This is a genomic window from Clostridium sp. UBA2485 (assembly GCF_002341865.1).
Lineage (GTDB): Bacteria > Bacillota > Clostridia > Clostridiales > Clostridiaceae > Clostridium_J.
Map to the genome: position 1 here is coordinate 42,572 of NZ_DDOV01000061.1, position 26,716 is coordinate 69,287.

The 26,716-nt window shown below is 28.3% G+C and carries 23 protein-coding genes; 16 read left to right on the top strand and 7 right to left on the bottom strand.

All coding sequences use genetic code 11. The features are described 5' to 3' along the window. Positions 1 to 53 precede the first annotated feature (53 nt). The 7 genes from B3603_RS12930 (at position 54) to B3603_RS12960 (ending at position 5,737) form a co-directional block, all read left to right on the top strand. Positions 54 to 413 carry an ArsR/SmtB family transcription factor gene (locus tag B3603_RS12930; protein WP_291565536.1) on the top strand — a complete coding sequence of 120 codons (360 nt, stop codon included), beginning with the start codon at positions 54 to 56 and terminating at the stop codon, positions 411 to 413. Positions 414 to 645: 232 nt separating this feature from the next. Further along, positions 646 to 954: an ArsR/SmtB family transcription factor gene (locus tag B3603_RS12935; RefSeq protein WP_291565538.1), complete on the top strand. Its 309-nt coding sequence runs from the start codon at positions 646 to 648 to the stop codon at positions 952 to 954. Positions 955 to 956: 2 nt separating this feature from the next. Further along, positions 957 to 1,178: a cation transporter gene (locus tag B3603_RS12940; RefSeq protein WP_291565540.1), complete on the top strand. Its 222-nt coding sequence runs from the start codon at positions 957 to 959 to the stop codon at positions 1,176 to 1,178. Between the two features lie 254 nt (positions 1,179 to 1,432). Further along, positions 1,433 to 1,588 (top strand): hypothetical protein, encoded by a 156-nt coding sequence (locus tag B3603_RS12945; protein WP_349676817.1) that lies wholly within the window; start codon positions 1,433 to 1,435, stop codon positions 1,586 to 1,588. A 16-nt stretch (positions 1,589 to 1,604) separates the two neighbouring features. After that, complete coding sequence (locus B3603_RS12950; protein WP_291565542.1) at positions 1,605 to 3,449, top strand: heavy metal translocating P-type ATPase; 1,845 nt, start codon at positions 1,605 to 1,607, stop codon at positions 3,447 to 3,449. A gap of 114 nt (positions 3,450 to 3,563) precedes the next feature. Further along, positions 3,564 to 4,004 carry a Fur family transcriptional regulator gene (locus tag B3603_RS12955; protein ID WP_291565544.1) on the top strand — a complete coding sequence of 147 codons (441 nt, stop codon included), beginning with the start codon at positions 3,564 to 3,566 and terminating at the stop codon, positions 4,002 to 4,004. A gap of 335 nt (positions 4,005 to 4,339) precedes the next feature. Continuing rightward, positions 4,340 to 5,737 carry an MATE family efflux transporter gene (locus B3603_RS12960; RefSeq protein WP_291565547.1) on the top strand — a complete coding sequence of 466 codons (1,398 nt, stop codon included), beginning with the start codon at positions 4,340 to 4,342 and terminating at the stop codon, positions 5,735 to 5,737. 610 nt (positions 5,738 to 6,347) lie between these two features. On the opposite strand, the gene B3603_RS12965 is transcribed toward B3603_RS12960, so the two are convergent. After that, positions 6,348 to 7,721, bottom strand: coding sequence for an MATE family efflux transporter (locus B3603_RS12965; RefSeq protein ID WP_291565549.1), 1,374 nt, complete (start codon positions 7,719 to 7,721; stop codon positions 6,348 to 6,350). Between the two features lie 437 nt (positions 7,722 to 8,158). Here B3603_RS12965 and B3603_RS12970 point away from each other — a divergent pair, with 437 nt between their 5' ends. Beyond that, positions 8,159 to 9,190: an ArsR/SmtB family transcription factor gene (locus tag B3603_RS12970; protein WP_291565552.1), complete on the top strand. Its 1,032-nt coding sequence runs from the start codon at positions 8,159 to 8,161 to the stop codon at positions 9,188 to 9,190. A 149-nt stretch (positions 9,191 to 9,339) separates the two neighbouring features. Here B3603_RS12970 and B3603_RS12975 read toward each other — a convergent pair whose 3' ends face one another. After that, on the bottom strand, positions 9,340 to 10,119 hold the full coding sequence (locus B3603_RS12975) for an alpha/beta fold hydrolase (protein WP_291565555.1): 780 nt from the start codon (positions 10,117 to 10,119) through the stop codon (positions 9,340 to 9,342). A 211-nt stretch (positions 10,120 to 10,330) separates the two neighbouring features. Further along, positions 10,331 to 11,305 (bottom strand): phosphotransferase enzyme family protein, encoded by a 975-nt coding sequence (locus B3603_RS12980; protein ID WP_291565557.1) that lies wholly within the window; start codon positions 11,303 to 11,305, stop codon positions 10,331 to 10,333. 235 nt (positions 11,306 to 11,540) lie between these two features. Between B3603_RS12980 and B3603_RS12985 the strand changes: the two genes are divergently transcribed. Then, the gene (locus tag B3603_RS12985) at positions 11,541 to 13,220 is read left to right on the top strand and encodes an ABC transporter ATP-binding protein (RefSeq protein WP_291565559.1); all 1,680 of its coding nucleotides are present in this window, start codon (positions 11,541 to 11,543) and stop codon (positions 13,218 to 13,220) included. Positions 13,221 to 13,585: 365 nt separating this feature from the next. Continuing rightward, positions 13,586 to 16,111, top strand: coding sequence for a DEAD/DEAH box helicase family protein (locus B3603_RS12990; RefSeq protein ID WP_291565561.1), 2,526 nt, complete (start codon positions 13,586 to 13,588; stop codon positions 16,109 to 16,111). Positions 16,112 to 16,253: 142 nt separating this feature from the next. On the opposite strand, the gene B3603_RS12995 is transcribed toward B3603_RS12990, so the two are convergent. Further along, a complete protein-coding gene (locus B3603_RS12995) occupies positions 16,254 to 16,568 on the bottom strand; it encodes a nucleoside triphosphate pyrophosphohydrolase (RefSeq protein ID WP_291565566.1) in 315 nt (104 codons plus the stop codon). A 397-nt stretch (positions 16,569 to 16,965) separates the two neighbouring features. Here B3603_RS12995 and rbr point away from each other — a divergent pair, with 397 nt between their 5' ends. Further along, the gene (rbr, locus tag B3603_RS13000; RefSeq protein WP_291565568.1) at positions 16,966 to 17,505 is read left to right on the top strand and encodes a rubrerythrin; all 540 of its coding nucleotides are present in this window, start codon (positions 16,966 to 16,968) and stop codon (positions 17,503 to 17,505) included. A gap of 77 nt (positions 17,506 to 17,582) precedes the next feature. On the opposite strand, the gene B3603_RS13005 is transcribed toward rbr, so the two are convergent. After that, positions 17,583 to 18,995, bottom strand: a complete 1,413-nt coding sequence (locus B3603_RS13005) for a glutamate synthase-related protein (protein WP_291565570.1) — start codon at positions 18,993 to 18,995, stop codon at positions 17,583 to 17,585. Positions 18,996 to 19,261: 266 nt separating this feature from the next. Here B3603_RS13005 and B3603_RS13010 point away from each other — a divergent pair, with 266 nt between their 5' ends. From B3603_RS13010 to B3603_RS13030, 5 genes are all read left to right on the top strand, one after another. Beyond that, entirely contained in the window at positions 19,262 to 19,963 is a 702-nt protein-coding gene (locus tag B3603_RS13010; RefSeq protein WP_291565571.1) for a flavodoxin family protein, read from the top strand. 232 nt (positions 19,964 to 20,195) lie between these two features. Next, a complete protein-coding gene (locus B3603_RS13015; protein WP_291565573.1) occupies positions 20,196 to 20,684 on the top strand; it encodes an HXXEE domain-containing protein in 489 nt (162 codons plus the stop codon). A gap of 152 nt (positions 20,685 to 20,836) precedes the next feature. Then, complete coding sequence (locus tag B3603_RS13020; protein ID WP_291565575.1) at positions 20,837 to 21,517, top strand: pseudouridine synthase; 681 nt, start codon at positions 20,837 to 20,839, stop codon at positions 21,515 to 21,517. 535 nt (positions 21,518 to 22,052) lie between these two features. Further along, a complete protein-coding gene (locus tag B3603_RS13025; protein WP_291565577.1) occupies positions 22,053 to 22,730 on the top strand; it encodes a DUF1361 domain-containing protein in 678 nt (225 codons plus the stop codon). A gap of 68 nt (positions 22,731 to 22,798) precedes the next feature. After that, positions 22,799 to 24,763 carry a GTP-binding protein gene (locus tag B3603_RS13030; RefSeq protein WP_291565579.1) on the top strand — a complete coding sequence of 655 codons (1,965 nt, stop codon included), beginning with the start codon at positions 22,799 to 22,801 and terminating at the stop codon, positions 24,761 to 24,763. 265 nt (positions 24,764 to 25,028) lie between these two features. Here the strand turns inward: B3603_RS13030 and B3603_RS13035 are convergent, their stop codons facing one another. Together B3603_RS13035 and B3603_RS13040 are read right to left on the bottom strand one after the other, a co-directional pair. After that, positions 25,029 to 25,976: a TDT family transporter gene (locus B3603_RS13035; RefSeq protein WP_291565581.1), complete on the bottom strand. Its 948-nt coding sequence runs from the start codon at positions 25,974 to 25,976 to the stop codon at positions 25,029 to 25,031. A 14-nt stretch (positions 25,977 to 25,990) separates the two neighbouring features. Further along, positions 25,991 to 26,464, bottom strand: a complete 474-nt coding sequence (locus tag B3603_RS13040) for a C-GCAxxG-C-C family (seleno)protein (RefSeq protein WP_291565583.1) — start codon at positions 26,462 to 26,464, stop codon at positions 25,991 to 25,993. Positions 26,465 to 26,716 lie beyond the last annotated feature (252 nt).

Below are 26,716 nucleotides of genomic sequence, written 5' to 3' on the forward strand. Positions count from 1 at the left end.
TCACTTCACCATAATATTAATTATAATTAACTTTAGCAGGAGGATTTATTAAAATGAGTGATATGATAAAGGCACATGATTGCAATGTAATTCATGTTGATGTACTTAATAAAGTTAAGAAGAATATGCCAAATGAATATGCAATGCGTAATTTAACTGAGTTTTTTAAGATAATGGGTGATGGCACTAGAATTCAGATATTATGTGCTTTAGTACAGAATGAAATGTGTGTATGTGATTTAGCAGTATTAATAAATGTTACAAAGTCAGCAATATCACATCAGTTAAGATCTCTGAAGGAAGCTCATTTAGTAAAATCAAGAAGAAGTGGCAAAAATGTATTTTATTCTCTTGATGATGAACATGTAAAAGATATTTTAGAAAAAGCATTAAATCACATTATAGAAAAATAGAAAATAATTAAGAAAAATATAAAGATATAGAAGGCTGTTACAGAACAAATATCTTGTATAAGTGTTGATATTAAAGGAAAGTTTAAATCAACACTTATACAAGATATAACTGTAACAGTTTTTTTATTTAATAAATCATAAAATTATGCTTGACAGTTGAGTGATTGCTCAACTATAATAAAAATATAAGTTGAGCGCTCATTCAACTGTTGATGAAAGGATTATTATACAAATGGTAAACAAAAGAGATGATAAGCACTTAAATCAGCATATTTTAAGCAACTTATCAGAATTATTTTGGGTTTTAAGTGATGCAACAAGAATCAGAATTCTATATGCATTGAGTGAAAAAGAAATGTGTGTTTGTGAGCTAGCAAGGTTACTTAATAATAAACAATCTTCAATATCTCATAAATTGCGCATACTTAGAAATTCAAAATTAGTAGGTTTTAAGAGAAATGGGAAAAGAAATATATACTTTTTAAATAATCCATACGCAATAGAAATTATTAATAAAGCAATAGAATTTAGGAGGAATTAATTATGAAAAAGAAATTTAGATTACAAGGATTAGATTGTGCAAATTGTGGAGCAAAGATAGAAAATGCAATTAAAAAGTTATCAGTAGTAAATGATGCAACAGTAGATTTTATGACAACAAAATTAATTTTAGAAGCGGATGATGACAAAATGGAAGAAGCTATTAATGCATCCAAGGAAGTAATTAAAAAAATGGAACCAGATATTATTGTAAAGAAAATCTAAAGAGAGGTGATATGCTATAAAGAATAAAAAGCGCATTATCTATGGAGTTATAGGTGGAATTATTCTTTATAGCACACTTTAAAAATTCAGAGTTCGTAAGTTTTAAAGAAAAAAAGAAATATATATTTTTAATAATAAATACACAATAGAAATTATTAATAAAGTAATAAAATTTAGGGGGAATTAATTATGCAAAAGAATTTAGATTACAAGGATTAGATTGTGCAAATTGTGGAGCAAAGATAGAAAATGCAATTAAAAAATTACCAGTAGTAAAGGATGCAACAGTAGATTTTATGACAACAAAGTTAATCTTAGAAGCAGATGATGACAAAATGGAAGAAGCTATTGATGCATCTAAGGAAGTAATTAAAAAAATGGAACCAGACATTATTGTAAAGAAAATCTAAAGAGGGGGAAAATGCTATGAACAATAAAAATCGTATTACTCGTATAATTTTAGGTGGAGCATTATTCGTTGTAGCATTACTTGCAAAATCAGAATTTCAATTATTATTATATTTAATCAGTTACATTATTGTTGGTGGAGATGTTGTATTAAAAGCAGTTAAGAATATTTTTAGAGGACAAGTATTTGATGAAAATTTCTTGATGTGCATTGCAACTATAGGAGCCTTTATTATTGGAGAGTATCCAGAAGGTGTAGCAGTAATGTTATTCTATCAAGTTGGCGAAGTATTCCAAAATTATGCTGTTAATCAATCAAGAAAATCAATTGTTAGTTTAATGGATATTAGACCTGATTATGCAAATGTAAAGCGTGGCAGTGAATTAGTAAAGATGGATCCAGATGAAGTAAAGATAGATGATATAATTGTAATTAAAGCAGGAGAAAGAATCCCTTTAGATGGGGTTGTTATAGATGGAAACTCTATGATTGATACATCAGCATTAACTGGTGAATCAGTTCCAAGAGATTTATCTGTAGGTTCAGAAGTATTAAGTGGATGTATTAATATTAATGGAGTTTTAACTGCTCGTGTTACAAAAGGATATGAAGAATCCACTGTAAGTAAGATATTAGATTTAGTAGAGAATGCAAGTAGTAAAAAGTCAAATTCAGAAAACTTTATAACAAAGTTTGCAAGATATTATACACCAGCAGTTGTTATTGTAGCAGCTATATTAGCAGTATTACCACCTCTTTTAATAGAAGGAGCTACATTTAGCGATTGGGTTTCAAGAGCGTTAACATTCCTTGTTATATCATGTCCTTGTGCATTAGTTATATCTGTACCATTAAGTTTCTTTGGAGGAATAGGAGCTGCTTCTAAAAGTGGTGTTTTAGTAAAGGGAAGTAACTATTTAGAAGCATTAGCTGAAACAGAAATGGTTGTGTTTGATAAAACTGGAACATTGACAAAAGGTGTATTTAAAGTACAAGAGATAAATGCAAAAGGTATTTCTAAAGAAAAATTACTTGAGTTAACTGCCTATGCAGAAAATTATTCAAACCATCCAATTTCAATATCTTTAAAGCAAGCTTACAATAAGAAAATTGATGAATCAGAAATAACAGATGTTGAAGAAATCTCTGGACATGGAGTTCGAGCAGTTGTAAAAGGTAAGACAGTACATGCAGGCAATACAAAATTAATGAAGAAAATAAAGGTTCCTTACTATAAAGGAGAGATAGTAGGAACAGTAGTACACGTAGCAGTAGATGATAAATATGCAGGATATATTGTAATTGCAGATGAAGTGAAACCAGATGCAGCAAAAGCAATTCGAGAATTAAAAGAAGCTGATATAAGGCAAACTGTTATGTTAACAGGTGATGCTAATAGTGTTGGTATGAAAGTAGCTAAAGAATTAGCGCTTGATAAAGCATATACAGAATTACTTCCAGCAGGAAAAGTTGAAAAAGTAGAAGAATTATTAAGACAAAAATCAGAAAAAGGAAAACTAGCTTTCGTTGGAGATGGAATTAATGATGCACCGGTTTTAGCTAGAGCAGATATTGGTATTGCTATGGGTGGTCTTGGATCAGATGCGGCAATAGAAGCGGCAGATATAGTTATTATGACTGATGAACCATCAAAAATAGCAACAGCAATGAAAATATCAAAGCGTACATTAAGAATTGTAAAACAAAATATTGTATTTGCGCTATCAGTAAAAGCTATAGTTCTTCTTATGGGAGCAGCAGGTATTGCAACAATGTGGGAAGCAGTATTTGCAGATGTAGGAGTATCTGTAATTGCAATCTTAAATGCAACTAGAGTGTTAAATATAAATAAACTTAAATAGTATTATATGCTATAAAGAAATGAGAGGGAAATTTGAATAACCTCTCATTTTCTTTATAGTTATTGTAAGAAGTTCTGTATTTTCATTCACTTTAAATGGAAAGAAGGGATATAAGTGATTGATACAATAGATTATTACCTTGATATTCTAAAGAAAAATAGTGAGAAGTTAACTGTACAGAGAATGAAGTTACTAGAAATTTTTTTAGAACACCCCAAAGATCATTTTAGTCCAAAAGAGTTAGAAGATATCTTAAAATCTAAAAATGAACTAACAAGTTTTTCAACAATATATCGTAATTTAAAAGTATTTGAAAGATTTGATTTCATTAAAAGCATTGCACTGGATAATGGTATTAAAAAATATGAATTAAATAAAATTTCAATATATGATATTAAGTTACAGGCACATTTAATATGTAAAGACTGCGGGGAAATTATAGATTATATTCCAGAGATAGATATAGCAGAAATATTAAAAAGAGAAGATTATAAATCTTTTAAGGTGAAAAGTATTGATATTAATATATATGGTATATGTGAGAAATGTAGATAGCTAGATATAATATACCTGTAAAAAAAGTTTGTGTAAAATGAATAAAAAGTACTCATTGTTGCAAGTAGTTGATATAATAAACTATTGCAGGAATGAGTATTTTTATGACGAATATTATAAAAATGGGTTTTAAAAAGCAATTCTAGATGATTGGAGAGGAGTAATGAACAAATTTATAAAGCATATTAAGATTTAGAAGTATTTTTCAAATTGATAAAGAATTGCATATAATATAAACTAATTTAAATTTATATTAGAAATAATTATGCAAAAGTCAGAATATTAAGTAAAATATAATTACTATTATATTTTAGACTTATTTAGGGGGTAGAGATATGGGGAGAATTTCAGAGCTATTTGCTCCAAAAGATATGACTGAGGGTACACCTTGGAAACGAATTGTTGAATTTGCATTACCAATGTTAATAGGTAATATAGCTCAGCAATTTTATAATACTGCAGATTCTATTATTGTAGGTAGATATGTAGGTGACAATGCACTTGCTGCTGTTGGCAGTGCAGCTCCAATATTAAATCTTCTACTTGTACTTTTCGTTGGAATTGCAACAGGTGCAGGTATCATGGTTGCTCAGTATTTTGGTGCAAAAGAGCGCGAGCATTTATCACACACTATTGGTGTTTGTATAACACTCACTGCTATTGCATCAGTAATAATAATGATTATTGGTCCTATTGTAACGCGTCCATTACTTTCTTTTCTTAATACACCAGAGTCTATAATAGATTGGTGTGCAGAATATCTTATTATTTATTATCTTGGTATTGCAGGATTTGCTTATTATAATATCTTAGCAGGAGTTCTTCGTGGACTTGGTGATTCTTTATCAGCGCTTGTTTTTTTACTTATTGCTACAGTTTTAAATGTAGGGCTTGATCTTTGGTTCGTTGCAGGACTGGGACTAGGCGTTCCAGGTGTTGCTCTTGCTACCGTTATTGCCCAAGGAATATCAGCAGTTCTTTGTGTTATTAAATTAGCAAGAATGAAAAACACTTTTGATTTTAGTCTTAAGATGTTAAAACCAAAAAAGGAGTATTCTAGTAAGCTTATAAAACTCGGACTACCATCTGGCCTCACACAGGGAATATTTTCTATTGCAATGATAGCTGTACAATCACTAACTAACAGCTTTGGAGAAATGGTTATTGCATGTAATGTAATTGTTATGCGCGTGGATGCTTTTGCTATGATGCCTAACTTTACCTTTGGTAATGCCATGACAACTTATTCCGGACAAAATATTGGTGCGAGAAAAATGGACAGAGTTGAAAAAGGAACTAAAGATGGTGTCATAATTGCTGTTAGTGTTTCTACTGTGATAACAATATTAATATTAATTTTTGGTAAATATCTTATGGGCATATTTACAGATACTAAAGAATTAGTTGATTTAAGTATGCATATGATGAGAATTCTTGCAGTAGGTTACATTGCAATGGCAGTAACACAGAGCTTATTAGGAGTAATGAGAGGTGCTGGAGATACAATGACGCCTATGTGGATTTCAATAATTACTACAGTAGTTCTACGTGTACCAGTTGCATATGGTATTGCTTATTTAACCCGTAGTGCAGCTTATCCTACAGGTAGACCAGAATCTACTTTTATTTCATTACTTGTTTCTTGGACAATGGGAGCTATTATAACCGTAATTTTCTTTAGGAGAGGTAAATGGAAGAATAAAGGTTTTGCTGGAAATGATTTAAGCATTTAATTCAATTCACAACTTAATCTAATTCACAATGAACAATGCACAATTCACAATTTGGGATATTTCTCAGCAATAGCTGAGAAATTTAGAATTAATTAACTGTAGCGGCGAACAGTGTTCGCCGTCACAAAAATCTATTAAAGAAATTAATTTCTAAAAAATTAATTTCCTCCATAATTGTCAATTGTCCATAGTCAATTCTCCATTGATTAAAGATATGGGGACGGTTCATTACAAATTATAAAATGAAAATTATTAAAAAGAATGAACCGTTTCTTAATTCAATTCACAATTCATAATTTTGGATATTTCTCAGCAACTGCTTATAAATTTAGAATTGATAAATTGTAGCGGAGAACAGTGTTCTCCAGAAAATCCAAATTGAGTTCTATTATCAGATGTTTTATAGAGAGTTGATATTTCAATAAATAATATTTTTAAATATCATCTTAATACTAAAATTGATAAATATATGATATTGTAAATCATATTTATAGAATCAAGTAGAAAAATTTAATAATATTAAATATAAAAAAATGGCGAACAATGTTCGCCGCTACAAAAATATATTAAAGAAATTAATTTTAAATTATTTACCTAAATGAAAGCCCTTTTATAGATTTACACAATCACTTTTCTCTTCTTTTAGAGATGGCCAAACTGTAAATAGCATTGTTACATAACAAGCTGTTCCTCCTAAGAAGTTTGAGATTGGTTCTGCTAAAAATACTCCTGTAGTTCCCAAATTGAACATTCTTGGCAAAATTAAAGTAAGAGGAACTACAATAATTATTTTACGAAGTAGTGAAAAGAATACTGCTTGTTTAGATTTGCCTAAGGCAACATAGGTAGATTGTCCTGCAAATTGTAATGACATAGCAAAGAAACCAAAGAAATAAATATTCATTGAAGGAACCCCTTTTTGAATTAGCTCAGGTTCACTATTGAATATTCGTATAAAGAACTCTGGAAACATTCTTAAAATAAGCCAAATTAAAGTTGTATATAGAATACAAACTATAGACATAAATTTAATTCCACTTCGTACTCTTTTATATTCTTTTGCACCATAATTGAATCCTAAGACTGGCTGAGATCCATTAGTAATACCACTTACTGGCATCATAATAATTTCACGAATTGAATTAATGACTGTCATAATACCTACATATAAGTCTCCACCGTAAGATTGTAAAGTAATATTACAAATAATTTGAACGGTACTATTAGTAAGTGCCATAATAAAGGTAGATAATCCAAGAGAAACAATTCTTTTCAATATGGATAAGTCTATTTTAAAGTTTTTAAATTTAAGCTTTAATATTGTATTTTTTCCTGTTAAAAACTTTAATACCCAAAGTGATGATAAAAACTGTGATATTATGGTAGCGAAGGCTGCACCCTTAACTTCCATATTAAATACAAAGATAAAAATAGGGTCTAAGACAATATTTATAATAGCACCTAAAAGAATAGTCATCATACCCATTCTGCCAAAGCCTTGAGAGTTAATAAAGCTATTCATTCCAAGACTAATCATAACAAAGATAGTTCCTAGTAGATAAATACTAATATAATCATTAGCATAGGAAAATGTAGCATTACTAGCACCAAAAAGAAAAAGCAGCGGCTTTTTAAAAATTAATCCTAATACTGTAAGTGCTATGCCAGAGATAATCAAAAGAGCAAAGGAATTACCCATAATTTTTTCAGCTTCTTCATTATCACCTTTACCTCGAGCAATAGAACAAAGTGGTGCTCCACCCATACCAAAGAGATTCGCAAATGCCATTATAATTGTAATAATAGGAAATGTAACTCCAATACCAGTAAGAGCTAAAGTCGATGCATTTGGAAGTCTACCAATATACATACGATCAACTATGTTATAAAGTATATTGATTAATTGAGCCAAAGTCATTGGTAATGCTAAGCTCAGTATGCTTTTTGGCACACTTCCTTTAGTAAAATCATTTTTTCGTTTCATTACCTACCTCCTAAAGATATATTGTAGAGGTATAAACTACATTTTTAACTTAGACATACTTAAATAAATAATGAAGCACTATAAGGACTAGTGTTTTTTATATGACTTATACCTTTATAACTATACAAGTTTTGAACTCTAAGTATTAAGTATTGGAAGCAACTTCGCAAACTACATAATTAGTTAGAAACTAAAAATCCATTTCTAATTTTCAATACCCAATTCTTAATTTTCAATTATTAGGTTAATAAGTTAAGATTTAAGCATGCATCCATATGTAGTAAAAAATAACCCCAAAGTTTATTATACACCATAAATAATGGAAAAAGGGGTTATTACACAGGTCAATGTTATAAATATTCCAGATAGATATATTAAATTAACTTTTGTGATATAATATGGATATTCTAGTAAACTAATTTATGGGAGTGATTAATATGGGAATTAAAATACTTGATAAATTAAATCCCATTTGTGAAATATTTGGATTGATTTATATGAGCCAGAACTACGATGAAGTTACTAATCTATTAATAAAAGATCTTAATAATAATGGAATTAATGGAGAACTATTTATAAAGAAAAATCTTAAGATTATTGATAAATATATAGAGACGTTTAATAAACATAAGGTTGTTAATGAAAGTGAAGTATTCTTTTTTGATGAAGATGATACAGATATTTTCTTGTTAATTGCATTTACTCTAATTAATAATGAAGATTTAATAAATTCCATAGATAATATGACAAATGAAGAGCTTAAAGCTATAATTTTAGATGTTTATAATGAGCAATTTGAACAAGATAGAACTATAGATTCTATTAGTACATTAAATAATATAATAGAATTTATAAAAGAATTAGACCTTAAAGAAAATACTAAATGGAAGTTAATGATTATTTTAAATGATCCTAAGAAGTATTATAAATCACTAATTAAAACAATAGAAGATAATAGAAATGCTTATAATGAAGCTTATAAAGCTGTTGAGAAATCATTATCTAAATTAATAAGTAATTATATTAAATATGTTAACTTAAATAAATGTGAAGTATTAAATAATATTATAAAAAATAATAATAGTAAAATTAATATAATTCCTACATTAGCATTTGGAACTTCATTATTTGAATTTAAAAATACATATTTTGTGGGAGTATTATTTGAACTTACATACAATGAGTGCATTAATTCTATGGGAAACAAAGGAGAACTTGTTTTAAAATTAAAAGCCTTAAGTGATAAAAGTAAATTAGAAATAATAGCTCTTTTAAAAGCTGGACCTAAATATAGTTTAGAGATAGCTGAAGCTTTAAATCTTACTCCAGCTACAGTTTCATACCATATGGGATCATTATTAGAGCGTAGTATGGTTGTTGTTGAAAAAAAGCAAGGTAAGGTATACTACAATTTAAATAAAATTGGATTAAAAAATTTTATAGATGAACTTAATAGTACATTATTATAGGAAAGTCTCTCAGTATAACTGGGAGATTTTTTTATTTTGGCTATGTTAAACAATATTGTTGATTTTCACTTAAAATAAAAGGATTCACAATTATGAAGCCCTTTTGTTTCTTTGGTTCGATTAAAACCCATATTAGTTAATGATAAATATCAATTTATCACTTTACACTCTTTTGGTAAACTATTTTCATGTATCCATGCTTCTATCATATGATTAAAGAAGTCGGGCATTGCTAAAGAAACTCCATGTCCAATTTTAGGTATAATCACTCCTATACAATTTGAATTAGCTTCTACAATATCTTTTGCAGAATTTTTCATAATAGCTTTTTCTTTTTCACCCACAGTAACCAATATTTTTCCATTTGCTTTTCTAAAATCTTTAGGTATTTCAAAGGACATGTTTTCTTCTAATACTCTAACAAGAGTGTCCAGTTTTATTTGACAACTTTCTTCATAATATTTCTCAAAGTAGTCTTCACTTACATACAATGTTTTTGCCTGTAGTTTGGAAAACCACCTATTTTTAATTAATGGAAAGGATAATGTAATAGTAGGTTTTATTAATTTTTTGGTGAATAAAGTTGGTCTGACCAAAGCACTATTTATTATTGCAAAATCAATTAAATCTGGTTTCATACTTAGTATTTGAATAATTACTTGAGAACCTAATGAAAAACCAACTAGAATTACTTTCTTCCCTCTTGCTTTTACTTCGATTAATTTAATTAATTCTTCTGCACTACCTTTTATAGAAAAATTAATTTCATAATTGTTTAACCCATGTTCAGGTAAGATTGGAACCATGCAATGATAATGAGTGAAGTATTGAATTTGTTTATCCCACATCCAATCACTTACTCCGCCACCATGTAAAAATACCATTAGAGAAGCACTCTTATCACCGCATTCTTGATAATGTAAAGCCAAATGTTTCACCTCACTTTTTTATGAATCTTATGTTTTTTAGTGTTAGCAATATATTCTTCGATAAAATTTTCAATAAACTATGTTTTAATATAGTGTAGAAATATGATAAAGACTTATAAATGGACAATTCCATATATAAGTCTCAACATAAAAAGAAAACCAATTAACTGTATTATATATTATGATCATTAGGTAATTTTAAATATATGATTTATAAAGTACCAATAAATGGTGCATTATTAGAAAAGGGAATGAAAAATTCTTTACACCATCTGTTTAAAGCAGCGTTAAACCAATCCCATTGAGAGGCACTTTCTATGTGAGTAGATATAAATAAAACTATTTGAAATACCATAAATGCTTCTATGTATTTTACTTCTATATCCTCATCAATAATACTTTTATAACCGCTGATTATGCACCTTCGTTGTTCTTGCTTATCAAAATGACTAAACAATGAACCTAAATCCATATAATAATGGCTATTTCCACATAAACTAAAATCAATAGGTGTTATTCTTCCGTTGTTCATTATCAAATTTGATTTTGAAAGATCAGAATGTACTATGCCTTTTGAATTTTTTTGTAAATCTAAATCATTTATACAATTGATAATTTCATTAATAGCATCCACAATTATTTTAAACTGTTCACTAGAAAAAACATTTAATTTTACACCTGTTTCAATCTTTGAAAGCATATTTATTAATAAATTTTTATCATAAGAATATCGATTTAAATTAATGTTTTTAGACCATTGTTTTGAAAAATCATGAAATCGCCCCAACATTTCACCTATTTTAAATAAAACTTTATCGGTTAATTCTATTTCTTCAACAGTCTTTCCATCTACCCATGTTAGAAGGGTTACTGGAGTTCCATCACTTAATACTGTCACAAATTCACCACTCTTGTTTTTTATAGGTATCTGAATTGGTATTTCAGTCTTTTCACTAATAGCATTTAAAATATTCATCTCACTGATTAATAAATCAATAGAACGCTCTTTATCTCCGAAAATATCTAGGGAAAAATCATCACTTGGTTTATGTATTCTAATAACATACTTATTATTTAACAAGGTATCTTTTATCTTATATATCTGGTTCTCATTATGTCGTATAAATTCAATTTGAGGGTGTTGAATTTCATAGTTATATAAAGCTTCTTTTAATAAAGTATTCATAAAATCCTCCTTGGAAAATTATTAATCATTTTACTTATTATAATATAATTTCTAGAATATTTAAAATATTGTGCAGATATTACCTTGAAATTGGCTTGGATTAGTTTAATTAGAATTTAATCTAATTTATTTGACAAATATCTAATTTGATAATATGATAATAATATAAATTAAACAACCATCTAATTAATTAGATGAATATTTAATTAAATCTATTTAAATTAGGAGAAGTGCTATGAGAGAATGTATTAAGAAAAATAAACTACTATTAGTATTAACGGTTATATTCAGCGTAGTATCATCAGTAGCTATGGTAGGATTATCATTATTTATTCAAACTACTATAGATTATGTTACTGCTGGAAATATGGAAGGTTTTAAAAGGATATTAATATATTCAGTAGGATATGGTATTCTTATAGGATTACTATATTTTATATATGATATTTTAAGTAAAATGTTTATTAGAAATTTATTAAAAATGCTAAGAAATAAGGCATTCTTTGGAATACTTAGAAGAAATTATAAGGATTTCAATTCTAAAAACACAGCGGATTATATTTCAGTATTAACAAATGATATGAAATTAATAGAAGAGAATTACATTGTTCCATTGCTTTTAATTTTTCAATATGGTGTTATGTTTGTAGTAACAGTTATTCTCTTACTATATTTAAGTCCATTGGTTACATTAGGAATATTCATAAGTATGCTATTAATTTTTATAGTACCAAGTTTCTTTGGAAAAGCATTAGAAAAGAAACAATTGGAACTTTCAAATAGGCTATCATTTTTTACCTCTAAACTTAAGGATATATTTTCTGGATATGATGTTATTAGGTCATATAATTTAAAAGAGAGTATAGGTAAAGAATTTGAAGAAGAAAATAATAATTTAGCTAATACAAAATTTGCAGCGGATAAAATATTTGTAGTAAATGAATCTCTATCTCAAACATTGGGCATGGGAACACAATTTGTGGCTATATTTTTATCATCATATTTAGTTATAAAGGGTAACTTAACCATGGGAATGCTTATTGCCATTGTTCAACTTTCAGGTACTTTTGTACAACCTGTAATAATGATAATGAGCAATCTTCCTAAACTTAATAGTGTTAAACCTATAATTGAAAGAATTGATGAATTTTCTACCTATAAAGATAATGATTTTATAGGTAAAGATAAACCATACTTTAATAATAATTTAGAGGTGTCGAACCTGTCTTTTAGCTATGGTAACGGGAGATCTATTATTAATGATATAAGTTTGAAGATAGACAAAAACAAGAAATATGCAATAGTAGGGGGAAGTGGATGTGGTAAATCTACTTTAATAAAGCTAATGCTTGGATATTATTCTGATTTTAGCGGAAATATAAAATTTGATGGAAATAGTATTAAGAATTTAAATATAGAACAATTAAATAAAATGATTTCTATTATACATCAAAATGTTTATATGTTTGATAAAACTATAAAAGATAATATTTGCTTATATAAAGAATTCTCGGAAGAACAAATAAATAATGTTTTAAAATTAAGTGGTGTAAATAAATTTATAGAAGAAACATCCAATGGATTAAATTATTTAGTTGGTGAAAATGGCAGCAATCTTTCAGGCGGACAAAGACAAAGAATTGCAATCGCCAGAGCTCTAATTCAACAAACACCAATACTTGTACTAGATGAAGGTACCTCAGCTATAGATATGCAAACAGCCTATGATATAGAAAGTAAGCTTTTAAATATAAAAGATCTAACATTAATCACAATTACTCATAAAATGAGTGAAGAATTATTAAGCTTATATGATGAGATAATATATATGGAAAATGGACAAATAGTTGAAAGTGGAAACCTTAAAGAACTACTAGAAAAGAAAGAGAAGTTTTTTAATTTCTATACAGTATAAGAGTTATAGGACAAATGTGAACAGTAAAATAAAAATTCATCATAGAAATATGGTGAATTTTTATTTTATACATATGATGATTGAGCCACTTGATACATGCTAAAGCTACAGCTTTACTAAACTTATTTCTATTTTTCCTAGAAGAAGTCTCTTAAAAGTATATTGGAAAATAGGACATTGATTATAAAACATGCTAATATATGAAGTATTATCTATTTATGGTAGAATAATAGTAATAATCTGAATTGAAAGAATAAAAAGATTGATTAGCAAAGTAGATATTAAGAAGCTTAGGTAATTAAATAGCTATAGAATTAACATTAAGTAAGTTATGATTACAAATTTGCTAAATAAAAGGTAAAGTTATGAGTAGAGATAAAATAGAAGAATTTAATAAAAAAACTTATATTATAGAAAATACAAAAGATACTTTAATTAATTTAGACAGCTTAGCACATAAAGAAATAGATACTTTAAGCAATTGTATTACTGGAGATAGTGATTTTCTTTTACCAAGACTTAAGGAGGCTTTTAAAAAAGCTAAATATATTGATATAATAGTCGCTTTTTTGATGGAATCAGGGGTAAAACTTATAGCAGAAGATTTAAAAGAAGCTATAGAAAGAGGTGCGAGTATAAGAATACTTACAGGAAACTACCTTAACATAACTCAGCCTCAGGCACTTTTTCTTTTAAAAGATGCACTTTCTGACAAAGTGGATTTAAGATTTTATAATGTACCTAATAAATCCTTCCATCCTAAGGCTTATATATTTGAATATGAAGAGGATGGAGATATATTTATTGGATCTTCAAATATTTCAAAATCCGCTTTAACAAGTGGTATAGAGTGGAATTATAGAATTTCTAAGAATAGTAATAAGAGAGATTTTCAGAAATATAAAGATACCTTTGAAAATCTTTTTAACAATTATTCTGTTATAGTAGATGATAATGAATTAGATAGATATTCAAAGAAGTGGAAAAGACCAAAGTTATTTTTAGATTTAGAAAAAGTTGAAGATAATGAGGAAGAAAAGAAAATAATAAATTATCCTGTCCCTAAAGGAGGTCAAATAGAAGCATTATATAAACTGAAAAAGTTTAGAAAAGAAGGTTTTGACAGAGGGTTAGTTGTAGCAGCTACAGGCATCGGAAAAACTTATTTAGCAGCCTTTGATTCAAAAGATTTTTCAAAGGTATTATTTATAGCTCATAGAGAAGAAATATTAAAACAGGCTAAAGAATCTTTTGCTTGTGTTAGACCTAATACTAATATGGGATTTTTTACGGGAGAAGAAAAGAGTAAGGATGTAAATATTCTATTTGCTACAGTACAAACTTTGGGGCGTAAGGAATATTTAAGCCAGGAATACTTTAAAAGAGATTATTTTGATTACATAATTATAGATGAATTTCACCATGCTGTATCTAAAAATTATAGCAATATATTAGAGTATTTTACACCAAAATTTTTACTTGGATTAACAGCCACTCCAGAGAGAATGGATAATAGAGACGTATTTGAAATATGCAATCATGAAGTGGTTTATGAAGTAAGGCTTAAAGAGGCGATCAATAAGGGATGGCTAGTACCTTTTAGATATTATGGTATTTATGATGAAACAGATTATAAAAGGATAAGTTTTAAAAATGGTAAGTATGATGGTTCAGAGTTAGAAAAAGCTCTAATGATAGAAAAAAGAGCAGATTTAATATTAAATCATTATAAAAGATATAATAGCAAAAGAGCTTTAGGTTTTTGTTCTAGTAGAAATCATGCAAATTATATGGCGAAGTACTTTTCCGAAAATGGAGTAGAGGCATATGCTGTACTCAGTGGAGAAAAAATGGAATATTCTATGGAAAGAGAAGAAGCTATAAACAAATTTAAAAATGGAGAAATAAAAGTTCTATTTTCTGTAGACATGTTTAATGAGGGATTAGATATTACTTCTATAGATATGGTTATGTTTTTAAGACCAACTGAGTCTCCTACAATATTTTTGCAGCAACTTGGTAGAGGGCTTAGAAGACATAAAAATAAAAAGTATGTTAATGTATTAGATTTTATAGGCAACTATAAAAAAGCTAATTTAATACCATTTTTTCTAAGTGGAGATATAAAAAATATAGACCCAAAAGGTAAGGATAGATATATTCAAAGAGCAGAAGAATATCCAGAAGATTGCATTGTAAATTTTGATTTTAGGTTAGCAGATTTATTTAAGAAGATGGAAGAGGAACAAAAGAAGATAACAGATAGAATAATAGAAGAATTTTATAGAGTAAAATTTGAAGTAGGAGAAAGACCAACAAGACTTCAAATGTATAAATACATGGATGATGATATTTATAACAATATACGTTCAAATGCTAAAATGAACATTTTCAATGATTACTTAGGATTTTTAAATAGCATAAATGAGCTTACAGAAGGTGAAAAGGAGCTTATAAACACTCCAGCTCGTGAATTTATAAAGAAAATTGAAAGTACATCTATGAGTAAAACCTATAAAATGCCTTTACTTCTAGCCTTTTATAATGAAGGAGATTTTAAACTTACTGTAACAGAAGATGAAATATACATAAGCTTCAAGGAATTTTATAGCAAACCTTCAAATAGTGTAGATCTACTAAAGGACAAGTCTAGCAAGGACTATAAGACTTGGGGGAAAAAAGAGTATTTAAAAATAGCTAAAAATCCAAGAGATGCCTTTGTAAACTCCGCAGGGGAGTTCTTTAAAGATTACGGGGGCAGTTATTCAATAAGTGAAGAGTTAAAGGAATTTGAAAATAATAAAATATTCATAGAACATTTTAAGGATGTTATAGATTATAGAACTAGTAGATTTTATAAAGAGAGATTAGACAAAAAGGAAGAGGGCTAAAGTATAGAATATAGTTTTGAATATAAGTGAAAATAACCAATATAGATAAAAATATTATTCAGAAATATGATTATACTATAAAAGCACATGTATCTAATTCCTACAGTTTAGGAAAAGATATCATGTGCTTTATTGTTGACTATTAATCCTCATAAACTCTTTCAAGAACAATTCCTTCTTTAAATCCGCCTCTCTCAAGCTTTTTTTCTTCTCTTTTCTTTAAAAGATCTTCTTCAGAATATCCTAAAGCAGAGGAAAGTCCAAATATAACTTCCATTAAATCTGCAAGTTCTTCTAAATTTTTGTCTTGAGAAAATTCCAAGGCTTCTTCTTGTAATTTTGCCTCAAGTAGTGAAACAAGTTCTTCAGCTTTAGCATAATGTATATCAAACTTTTTACCTGCATTTTCTATTATTTCAGGGATGTTGTCCCTTACTAGTTTGTCGTAGATTTTCATTTGAGTACCTCCTAAAAATTAGTATGGCTTAATTATAAGTAGTATTTTAGTGGGAAGCAAGAAATATTGTGGAATGAATAATTAAAATTAAGCTAGGTGGATTTATGTTAATATTATTTAAGGTATTATTATAGATTCATATCATTTTTATAAAATCATTTTTATTAAATTTTATTTCTTTATTATATAGGATTTTTTATACTACTAAAGAATAGTTTGAATTTCTCAGCCTTTGTTGAGAAATGTCCATAATTGTGAACTGTGAATTGTGCATTGTGAATTAAATTATCTTTATCCCCCACACTGTTGTAGCAAAAGCATATATTTGTTATAATCTACATAAAGGAAAACTTTGTTATACAAATGTATTTTAAAGATGGTAGGAGGTATTACACTTATGAGTAACTTAAAAGGAACAAAAACAGAGAAAAATTTAATGGAAGCATTTGCAGGAGAGTCACAAGCTAGAAATAAATATACTTATTATGCTTCAAAAGCAAAAAAAGAAGGATATGTTCAAATAGCAGAAATATTTGAAGAAACTGCTAGAAATGAGAAAGAGCATGCTAAGATTTGGTACAAGCTATTACATGATGGTATTGGAGATACAGCTGCAAATTTAAAAGATGCTGCTGCTGGAGAAAACTATGAGTGGACAGATATGTATGCTAAATTTGCAAAGGAAGCTAAAGAAGAAGGCTTTGATAAAATAGCATTTCTTTTCGAAGAAGTTGGCAAAATAGAAAAAGAGCATGAATCAAGATATCTTGCACTTCTTAAAAATTTAGAAGAAGGAAAAGTATTTAAAAAAGAAGAAAAAGCTATATGGAAATGTTCAAACTGTGGATTCATCTATGAAGGAGAAGAAGCTCCACAAATGTGTCCAGTATGTGCGCATCCACAAGCTTATTTTGCAATGGAAGCTAAAAATTATTAATTAAATATATATTAGAATTAAAACCCTATGAAAATCTATATAATTAATGATTTTCATAGGGTTTATTTTATTTATTATTAAACATGAGGAATATTTGTATACTTTGATATTTCTGAATTAGCTGTACATAAATCTTCTACGCTTAAATCATGAATATCACTATGACCAGATATTCTAGCAAATGTTTTTAATTCTTCTAAGCTTGCATCTAAGAAATTAGCTACACGTTTAGCACTTTTTTCTATTTTAAATCTACTTCTTAAATTCTCATCTTGAGTTGCACATCCTACTGGACATTTTCCACCATTACAAATACGATACTGTTGGCAAGCAGCTGCCATCATAGCAGAACTACCAATTGCTACAGCATCAGCTCCCATTGCAATTGCTTTTGCAAAATCTGAGGAAACTCTAAGTCCTCCTGTAATTACTAAATCAATGTCAAGATTATGCTTGTCTATATATTTTTTAGCTCTATATAATGCAAAAATAGTTGGTATTGAAGTTGCATCTCTAAGTAATTTAGGACTAGCTCCTGTTGCACCTCCACGTCCATCAATTGTTACAAAATCTGGTTTTGCATAAGTTATAAATTCCATATCTCTTTCAATATGACCTGCTGCAATCTTTATTCCAATTGGTCTTCCACCAGATAACTCTCTTAAATCATCCACTAATTTTTTTAAGTCTTTTTTTGAGTTAATCTCTTCAAAGCGGGAAGGACTTATTATATCTTCTCCCATAGGCTTATTTCTGATTTTAGCAATTTCTTCTGTTACTTTTTCCCCAGGAAGATGTCCCCCCATTCCTGGCTTAGTTCCTTGTCCAATTTTTATTTCTATAGCATCTGCTCTTTTTAAGTTTTCTGCTGTAACGCTGTATTTATTAGGCACATATTCAAATATGTATTTGTAAGAAGCATCTATTTCTTCAGGTAAAATACCACCTTCGCCACTACACATAGCAGTTTTATTTTCTGCTGAACCTTTTGCTAATGCTATTTTTAGTTCCTTAGATAATGCACCAAAAGACATATGTGTAATATAAATAGGACTTTCAATTACCATAGGTTTCTTTGCTTTTTTACCTATAATAGTTTGTGTGTTTACAAAATCATGTTCATTTAAAGGAAATGGATTTAATTGTGCCCCTAAGATTAAAATATCATCCCAAGAAATAATAGGTAATTGTGTTCTCATAGGAGATATAACTGATTTCCCTGTTTTAGCCATCTCGTGTATAATAGGCATATGTGTTTCTATATCATCACTATTTCTTGTATATTCCCCTAAATAATCTAATGAATCCATTTTGTTTTCACTTTCAATAGATGTATCCGCTTCAGATTTATCATTATTAATTTGTTCAAACATACTCTTTGGAGCAGTACATAAAGGACATGTCCAGCTCTCATCTAATTCTGCAAATGATTTTTCATTATTTGATTCATCATAGATATAACCACAAATAGTACATTTATACATTTTCATATCATACCCCTTCTTTCGTTATAATTAAATTACATCATCATATTATTATAACATAATTTAACTATTAATCTGATAAGGGTAACGATACTATAGTAAAATTCGTCAAAATAAACCTTATTGTGGTTTTTATATGTAATTAAGAATATTTAGTTATTAGAATATATATTAATTTATTAAGATAGTAGTTTAAATCTTAAAAGGAATGATTTCTATAATGAAGAATATAGAAAAATAGTGGCAAAAAAATAAAATAGGGGGATAATATTATGAAAGTAACTGTCATTTATGGAGCAATGCATAAAGGGAGTACATATAATTGTGTTCAGGAACTTTTAAAAAATTTTACAGATGCACAAGTAACAGAATTTTTCTTACCAAAGGATATACCACATTTTTGCAATGGCTGCTTTTCTTGTTTTTTAAAAGGAGAAAATACTTGCCCTCATTATGGCCCAGTTAATAATATTAAACAATCTATGCTTGAAGCAAATTTAATTATTTTGGCATCACCAGTGTATGTATGCGATGTTAGCGGTCAAATGAAAGCTTTGTTAGATCACTTTGGCTATATATGGATGTCTCATAGACCTGAGCGTTTAATGTTCAATAAAATAGGATTAGTTTTATCAACAGCAGCAGGTGCTGGCACCTCACATACTAATAAAACTATGAAAAAATCCCTTGATTTTTGGGGATTGAAAAGAGTTTTCTCATTTAAGAAAAATGTTGGAGCTATGAGCTGGGAAGAGGTAAATAGTAAAACTAAAGATCAAATTATAAAGGAACTTAGAATTCTTGCTGACAAAATTTCTAAAACTGTGGCAAAATCAAATACTTTGAAGCCTAGATTGTTCACAAAAATTATATTTACTGCTATGAAAGGTATGCAAAAAAAGAATAGCTGGAATGAGACTGATAGGAATTATTGGAAAGAGCAAGGTTGGCTTGAAGGGAAAAAGCCGTGGTAGTGTATTAAATATTAATATAAAATTTTTAATAATTGCTCATTTTCCATTAGCTAATTGTAGTGGCGAACAGTGTTCGCNNATATTTCAATAAATAATATTTTGAAATATTATCATAGTGATTAAAATAAATAGGTAATAAAATATAATAAAAAACATTGTGAAAAGCAATATAAATTAAATGTAAAAAATGTTATAGTTCATGTAAATATGGATTAAAGGAGTATAAAATATAATGAATACACCAAGTATATATTTACTTTTTCTTTTTTCAATAACATTGCATAATATAGAAGAAGCACTTTGGATACCACGGTGGTCAAGATATACACAAAAATTTGGTAAGCAAGTTAGTGGTGATGAATTTCATTTTGCTGTATTGGTAATTACAATATTAGCATATTTAGCAACAGGCTTATTTATATTTTTTCCTCAGAATTTAATATTAAAATATTTTTTCTTTGGTTTTATGGGAGCAATGATATTTAATGTTGTTTTCCCTCATTTGATTTTAACTATTATATTAAAGAAGTATTCTCCAGGATTAATTACGGGAGCTCTTCTTATAATGCCCTTCAATAGTTTAATTATAATTTCTTCATTAAATAACAGTATCATTAATTTAAGTGAGGTAGTTATATCTACTATTGTAGTTGGCATATTATTATTGATTTTAATACCTATTTTAGAGAAAATAGGTGGAAAATTAATTGATTATAAATAGATTAATAAACTAATTAAATGGTAGTATTATTTTATTGTGAACTAAATGAATATAAGGTATCTTTATAAAAGTGTTATAAAAAAATTGATATGAACTAAAGAAAAAAATAGAGTTCATATAATAAGCAAAAGTGAAAGGATAAGGATTTTAAAATGAGAATAAATAAACTTCTTAGCAATTATGGTATTTGCTCAAGAAGAGAGGCTAATAGACTTATTGAAGAAAATAGAATAACAGTAAATGGTAGGCTTTGTAAGCCAGGTCAGTGGGTGGAAAAGGAGGATATTATCCTTATTGATAATGAGCCTATTCCAGTGAAAGATAAAGTATATATTGTCTTAAACAAACCAGTAGGAATAACCTGCACCGCAGCAAAAGAAGTGAAGGATAATATAATTGATTTTATGGATTATAAAGAATATATTTTTCCTGTGGGGAGATTGGACAAAGCGTCTCAAGGACTGATATTAATGACAAATGATGGAGAGCTTGCAAACAAAATTTTAGAATCAGAAAATGAACATGAGAAGGAATACATAGTAACTGTTGATAAAGCTTTTGATGATTTTTTCATAAAAGGGATGTCAGAAGGAGTTGAAATTTGCGGAGTTAAAACAAGACCTTGCAAAATGAGTAGAATTACAGAAGATACTTTTCGTATCATCCTTACACAAGGTCTTAATAAACAAATTCGCAGAATGACTAAAACTTTTGGATATACAGTTGTACGGCTAGAACGTATTCGAATTATTAATATAAAAATTGATAGAATAGATACCGGTAAGTGGCGTAACCTTACAGAAGAAGAGGTAATGGAATTAAAGAAGATGTAGTTCCTATGTTTTAAAAAGTATAGGGCCTATAGGATAAAAATTCATCATAGAGATATGGTGAATTTTTTTATATGTGAGAATTTAGTTTAAGATCTTTAATATGACAGTGATTAGAGAATAGTATTATACAGTTTTCAAATAAAATGTTAATATAATAATAAATGGGAAAATTTGATTTTATAACTATTTAAATGTTTAAATATATTCTTTCACCTTTGGGAAACAGTTTAACCAATGGAGAATTGAAAATGGAAAATTGACAATTANNATTATGGTTGAAATTAATTTTTTTAATTAATTTCTTCAAATAGATTTTTTAATAAAAGTGACTATGTCACTTTAAAAAGAAATAAATTCAGAACTTCTCTTATAAAAGAGAAGTATCAGCAATTATTTATTGTCAATAATCAATTCTCAATCCTACAACAGTTTAAGAGGTGAAGCATGACTATAAATAGAAATCAATAAATTTAACTAATTTAGTGGTTAGAAATAAAAAGTTATAACTTTAAAAAATTTAATTAGGAGAATATCTATGGAAATATTAAAGAGTTTTAAGACAAAGAATAGAGAAAAGTTCAATATATATGCCTTTAGAGTATTATTTTGGGGATATATACTAGTCAGTCTTTTATTTATTGATAGATTTAATTTTATGATTTTAAATTTATCATTAGTATACATACCATTTGAACTTTCAGTGATAATCAGTAACATGAAATATAAAGAAAAAAAGAGCAATAGATTACTATATTGGGTAGTATTTTTATTATGGTTGTTCTTTTATCCTAATGCTCCATATCTGATTACTGATTTTTTTCATTTAGGAGGATTAGATTACATTGACCCTATGAGAGATTATATATTTACATCGGATCCTTATGTATGGAAATATTTTTGTTATCTTTCTACAGGTATCATATTTGGTATAGGTATGGGATTATTATCTTTAAAACTTGTATATAAATCTATTAGAGATATAACTAAAAAAATAAGCAGCAATATGTTTATTGTAGTAGTAGCTATTTTATCAAGTTATGCTATTTATATTGGGAGATTTCTAAGATTGCATACGCTTGACTTAATTATTTATCCTTTCGATACCATAAAACAAATGACTTCTGTATTTTCATCAGAGTTTTTTTATTTTATGTTGTATATTACTATAGTTCAGCTAATAATCTATGCTGTATGGAAATTTATAAGAGATTAAATAAAAAATTAATATTTAATAATGGATTAATAGAATTAAGACTATAGATTCTAGATAGGAGTGTTTGTATGAATAAGACCATTGGAATATTAGCTCATGTAGATGCAGGGAAAACTACATTTTCAGAGCAGATACTTTATCATACTCACAGTATAAAAGAAAGAGGAAGAGTAGACCATAAAAATGCTTTTTTAGATAGCCATGACATAGAAAGAGAAAGAGGCATAACTATATTTTCAGGTGAGGGAAGCTTTACTTATAAAGATGATAATTATTTTTTAGTTGATACTCCTGGTCATATAGATTTTTCTTGTGAGATGGAAAGAGCTATAGGAATTATGGACTATGCAGTTATAGTAATAAGTGCAGTGGAAGGAGTACAAGGACATACAGAAACAGTTTGGCAACTTCTTAGAAAATATAAAGTACCTACCTTCTTTTTTATCAATAAAACAGATAGACAAGGGGCAAGCATTGAGAGAGTAGTAAGTGAGATAAAAGAAAAACTATCAATGGAAACATGTTTTATTGATGAACCCTTAGCTGATAGAGATATGAAAGATGATCTTATTGAATTTATTGCTGAAAGAGATGAGAAGCTTTTTAATATATATTTAGAAGATGGTTATAATCCTAATTTATGTTTAAATACTATGAAGGATTTAATAAAACGAAGTGAAATGTTTACTTGTTTTAGTGGTTCTGCACTTTTAGATATTGGAATAGAAGACTTTATAGAAAACCTACATACTCTTACTTATACAGAATATGAAAGTGAAGAAAAATTTAGTGGCATTGTATATAAAATACGTCACGATGAAAAGGGTATGAGAATTACTTACATCAAAGCTTTAAAAGGAAATTTAAAGGTAAGAGATGAAGTATGGTATGAAAATGAGGACTATAAAATTAGTGAGAAGGTTAGTCAAATAAGAAAGTATAATGGAAATAAATTTAAGTCGGTAGAAGAGGTATATGCAGGAGAGATTTTTGCAGTAACTGGATTAACGAAGGCTAAAGTTGGAGAAGGCCTTGGAGAGTTGAAGACAAAGACAAGCTATAAAATCTTACCAACATTAAAGTCTAAGGTAATGTTTTCTGAAAAATTAAATGTAAAAGAAGTATTACAATGTTTTAGGATGTTAGAGGAAGAAGACCCATCTTTAAATGTTATATGGCATGAAAAACTAAAAGAGATACATATTCATATTATGGGAACTATTCAATTAGAAATTCTAAAAAAGAATGTAGAAGATAGATTTAGAATGGAAATAGACTTTGGTCCCTGTGAAATTCTCTATAAGGAAACTATAGGTAATAGAGTTCTAGGCTGTGGGCATTTTGAGCCACTAGGACACTATGCAGAAGTACATCTTAAGCTAGAACCAGGAGAGAGGAATAGTGGTATAGTTTTTGAGAATTTATGTCATGTGGATGATTTATCATTAGGGCATCAAAATCTTGTTTCATCTCATATATTTGAAAGAGATCATAATGGAGTACTTACAGGTTCTCCAATAACTGATTTAAGAATCACACTGTTAACAGGAAAGGCCCATAACAAGCATACCAGTGGAGGAGATTTTAGAGAAGCTACATACAGAGCTTTAAGGCAGGGGTTAGAAAAGGCAGAAAACATACTTTTAGAACCTTATTATAATTTTAAGTTTGAGATTAATTTAGATGAGGTGGGAAAAGTTATATCAGATATACAAAGATTACATGGTACTTTCAGTGGACCAGAAAGCCTCAATGAAAGAGCTGTAATAAAAGGGAGGGGGCCGGTATCTACCTTTATGGATTATCCTCTAGAATTTGTAGCTTTAACTAAAGGAAAAGGCAGTTATAGTTTTATTTTTGAGGGGTATGATATATGCCATAATACTGAAGAAGTAGTGAAGAAAATAGCATACAATAAAGATAGGGATAGTGACTATACCTCTAACTCTATATTTTGCTCTAAAGGACAAGGTTATGTGGTGGAAGGGAATGAAGCTGAAGAACATATGCATTGTGAAATTAAAAATATATAGATAGATTTAATTCACAATGCAAAATTCACAATTGTGGATATTTATCAGCAGAAACTGAGAAATTTGAAATTGATTATTTTTGAAGTTTACACAGTAACTTATTATAAAAAACTACTAATAAAAAAGTAGTTAAAGAAATTAATTGTCAATTTTCCATTCTCAATTCTCCATTGATTAAGCTGTTCCCCAGAGGTGGGAAAAAAGTGAGCAATTATATTACTAGATAAAAAAAGTACCCAAAAATATTATTTTTGGGTACTTAGTTTTATTTTGAAACAGTTGTATTGGATTGAACTGATTTCTTTTGCGTTAAGAATCCTATGTATTTTATTAATACATAAAATACAATTAATACAGCTACTATTTCTTGAAACTTTATAATATATTTTAAAAAATCTATTTCTTTTTCTGCTTTTATCAAAAATCCATTAGTGCCTTTTAATGCTACTGCACTAATTACCATTGGGAAAGTGAAGGCAGCAAAGCTTGGATAAAACTTTAGTTTTAAAAGTTTTGGAAGATTTACTAATACTACTAGATATAATATAAATGACAGTATAGCTAAAATTCCAACAATGAACATATTTTTATCACTAAAAGAGTTTAAATATGCTGCCAAGCAAAGGCTAGCAGGAGCAGCAAAAATTGCTATAGTAGGAAGTGCTGGTTCAGGAATCTCTTTAATAAATACTGTTCTATAAATTAAAATAGGCAGTAAAATAATAAAAGATATAAAGGCAAACCAGAAGAAAAACTGTCCTATATTAGCTAATTTAAATGCTGGAGCGGTTATTCCAGCTGCACCTATTCCAACGTATACAACAAAGGTACTTGGAAATAATTTTTTAATGTTAAAATTGCATACAAATTTTATTGTATAGAATAGTATAAGTCCAATATGAATTAAGACACCAATAATCCATATAGCACGTCCAACATTAAAAGATATATCTTTAATATATACAGATAATAGCATAATACCCATAGAATAAGTAGGTATTACACTGGCAATTACAGGATTATTCAAATCTTCTATTACAGCTTTACTATAAAATAAAATTTTAAGAGTTATTAATAGCAAAATTACTGCAGATAATACTCCAAGAAGATTTTTATATATAGGTCCATAAGAAGCTAAAAGATTTCCTAATGCTGCTAAAGATAACATGACTCCAGCTAGAGGTAATGGAATTTTCTTTATAAATTGAGCCATAGAGTTACCCCACCTTATTCATCAATATTTTCAATATTTAATTCTCTAACTATAATTTCAGCAGCTTTTTCTGCCATTTCACCTGTGAACTTTATACATTGAGCTTTATGTTCACCAGATGCCATGTCCATTCCTTTTGTGTGAACACTACAGCATAAACATTTATGTTTTTGTCTAAAAGAATCTTGAAGTTCATAAGCTAATTCTAATGCTTTTACACTTTTAGGATCTTGAGGATTGCTTCCTTTAGTTCTTCCAAAGAAATATCCAAGGCATAATACAGCTCCATTAACTGCTCCGCAAGTACATTTTGATTTACCAATACCTACTGGAAACCCTGAAGCTAATTTTGTAACATTCTCATCGTAAGGCTTGTCTAACATATCATTAATTGTTTTAACTACAGCTTCTGAACAAAAGAATTCTCCTCTTTCAAAATATCCCTCTGCCGTATGTCTTACTTCGTCAATAAACTGCTTTTTTTCCATGTAAATACCTCCTAAATATATTTTCCGACTTTAAATGTACCATCTAACAACTTTCTTGTCCAATAGCTAATATAAATAGCTACAGTAGGAACAATTGGTTTTTTAAATACATGATCTTATCATTATCTTATTGTACAAGTTTGCCCTATGATTATCATGGATCACAAATCTTAAATACCTCCAAAAATCAAAGTATTTAGCGTGCATTATTAACTCTAAAAAAATAAAACCTATATTAGTATACTAATATAG

Bases quoted from the DNA above. Each gene is read 5' to 3' on its own strand.
- B3603_RS12930 (WP_291565536.1), top strand. From the start codon at position 54: ATGAGTGATATGATAAAGGCACATGATTGCAATGTAATTCATGTTGAT.
- B3603_RS12950 (WP_291565542.1), top strand. From the start codon at position 1,605: ATGAACAATAAAAATCGTATTACTCGTATAATTTTAGGTGGAGCATTA.
- rbr (WP_291565568.1), top strand. From the start codon at position 16,966: ATGAGTAACTTAAAAGGAACAAAAACAGAGAAAAATTTAATGGAAGCA.
- B3603_RS12985 (WP_291565559.1), top strand. From the start codon at position 11,541: ATGAGAGAATGTATTAAGAAAAATAAACTACTATTAGTATTAACGGTT.
- B3603_RS12970 (WP_291565552.1), top strand. From the start codon at position 8,159: ATGGGAATTAAAATACTTGATAAATTAAATCCCATTTGTGAAATATTT.
- B3603_RS13010 (WP_291565571.1), top strand. From the start codon at position 19,262: ATGAAAGTAACTGTCATTTATGGAGCAATGCATAAAGGGAGTACATAT.
- B3603_RS13035 (WP_291565581.1), bottom strand. From the start codon at position 25,976: ATGGCTCAATTTATAAAGAAAATTCCATTACCTCTAGCTGGAGTCATG.
- B3603_RS13040 (WP_291565583.1), bottom strand. From the start codon at position 26,464: ATGGAAAAAAAGCAGTTTATTGACGAAGTAAGACATACGGCAGAGGGA.
- B3603_RS12940 (WP_291565540.1), top strand. From the start codon at position 957: ATGAAAAAGAAATTTAGATTACAAGGATTAGATTGTGCAAATTGTGGA.
- B3603_RS13020 (WP_291565575.1), top strand. From the start codon at position 20,837: ATGAGAATAAATAAACTTCTTAGCAATTATGGTATTTGCTCAAGAAGA.
- B3603_RS12960 (WP_291565547.1), top strand. From the start codon at position 4,340: ATGGGGAGAATTTCAGAGCTATTTGCTCCAAAAGATATGACTGAGGGT.
- B3603_RS13030 (WP_291565579.1), top strand. From the start codon at position 22,799: ATGAATAAGACCATTGGAATATTAGCTCATGTAGATGCAGGGAAAACT.
- B3603_RS12980 (WP_291565557.1), bottom strand. From the start codon at position 11,305: ATGAATACTTTATTAAAAGAAGCTTTATATAACTATGAAATTCAACAC.
- B3603_RS12995 (WP_291565566.1), bottom strand. From the start codon at position 16,568: ATGAAAATCTACGACAAACTAGTAAGGGACAACATCCCTGAAATAATA.
- B3603_RS13015 (WP_291565573.1), top strand. From the start codon at position 20,196: ATGAATACACCAAGTATATATTTACTTTTTCTTTTTTCAATAACATTG.
- B3603_RS12935 (WP_291565538.1), top strand. From the start codon at position 646: ATGGTAAACAAAAGAGATGATAAGCACTTAAATCAGCATATTTTAAGC.
- B3603_RS13025 (WP_291565577.1), top strand. From the start codon at position 22,053: ATGGAAATATTAAAGAGTTTTAAGACAAAGAATAGAGAAAAGTTCAAT.
- B3603_RS12990 (WP_291565561.1), top strand. From the start codon at position 13,586: ATGAGTAGAGATAAAATAGAAGAATTTAATAAAAAAACTTATATTATA.
- B3603_RS12965 (WP_291565549.1), bottom strand. From the start codon at position 7,721: ATGAAACGAAAAAATGATTTTACTAAAGGAAGTGTGCCAAAAAGCATA.
- B3603_RS13005 (WP_291565570.1), bottom strand. From the start codon at position 18,995: ATGAAAATGTATAAATGTACTATTTGTGGTTATATCTATGATGAATCA.